Annotated in this window: 1 protein-coding gene and 1 pseudogene; both read right to left on the bottom strand. The window is 59.1% G+C overall.

The features are described from left to right. Positions 1-14: 14 nt before the first annotated feature. Complete coding sequence (locus tag B4F73_RS00395) at positions 15-929, bottom strand: alpha/beta hydrolase (RefSeq protein ID WP_290482249.1); 915 nt, start codon at positions 927-929, stop codon at positions 15-17. A 26-nt stretch (positions 930-955) separates the two neighbouring features. Further along, a pseudogene (locus B4F73_RS00390) lies at positions 956-1,141 on the bottom strand (leucyl aminopeptidase family protein); the annotation flags it as partial.

The raw sequence follows: 1,141 nt of genomic DNA, 5'->3' as shown, positions 1-1,141 counted from the left end.
CGCGAGCGTGCAGATTACTCCTCGACTGGAATGTCCAGCAGGCCCTGCGCTTTCATCCAGCTGATGAACTGATCAAACCAGCCATCAGCCGTCACACCGCGCTTGTACGATCCGAACCCATGCCCGCCGCTAGCATAATAGTGCAGCTCTACGGCTCCCCCACCATCTTTCCAGGATTCAACAAGACCAAAACCCTGATCTCCAAACAGGGAATCATCGGCCGCCAACGCCGCGAACATGGGCGGGACTTCGCCTGAAATATCGACCGGCGTCATGGGCCCATAAATATAGCCGATAAAATCCGGACGCGGCGCGTCGCCGTCTTTCAACGTGATACCGAGTGTTGTCATGGCCCCGGCTGAAAAGCCGAGCATACCGATCCGCGACGGGTCGATCCCCCACACCTCGCTGCGGGCTTCGACAAGTTCCAACGCGGCCTGTGCATCGACGACCGCCACGGATAGTCCTTCGCGAATGTCGATTGGCACCGTCTCAGGGGTTGGGGCGAACATGCGATCCATGTGTACGGAGAATTCGTCTTCCGGCACCGGCGTTTCCATCACTCGATACTTCAGCACAAACGCCGCAATACCCCGGTCCGCCAACCATTGCGCGATCGGATAGCCTTCATTGTCGATGGACACGAACTGAAACCCGCCGCCCGGCACCACGATGACTGCCGCACCGGTCGCGACTTCTTCATCTGGCAGGACCGGCAGGAGTGTCGGCTGAGTGACATTCCGCACCCATCTTTCGGTCCCGACATCTGTCCAGATTTCCCCGCCATCCGCGCCGGGTACATATGCGCCATGAAGCGGAATAGCACCCTCATCAATTTGCGCAGGCACACGGACCATGTCCGAACTCTGAGCAAGGGCACTTACCGGCAGCAGGAAAGCCGTCAGGGCCAACCAATTTGTTCGCAACATGATTTCGTCCCTCGAAAATACGAAGCCTAACTGTACCGCGTCTGGAGCATCTGCCAAACCGCCCGCAGGCCGCAAGGCGCGCCCCCTTCCGGACGACCATATTTGCCGAGCCGCCAGGCCCAGACATCAAAGTGCATCCAGCTCTTGGCGTCGACAAACTCCTTCAGGAACAGGCCCGCCGTAATGGACCCGGCAAATCGCCCGCCCGAATT

The sequence above is a fragment of the Hyphomonas sp. UBA3601 genome (assembly GCF_002375605.1).
GTDB lineage: Bacteria > Pseudomonadota > Alphaproteobacteria > Caulobacterales > Hyphomonadaceae > Hyphomonas.
Note: the sequence above shows the minus strand (reverse complement) of the source record. Positions and strands in the feature narration are given on the sequence as shown.

What these genes read in the sequence shown, in the direction of transcription:
- B4F73_RS00395 (WP_290482249.1), bottom strand. Translation starts at nt 929, where the DNA reads ATGTTGCGAACAAATTGGTTGGCCCTGACGGCTTTCCTGCTGCCGGTA.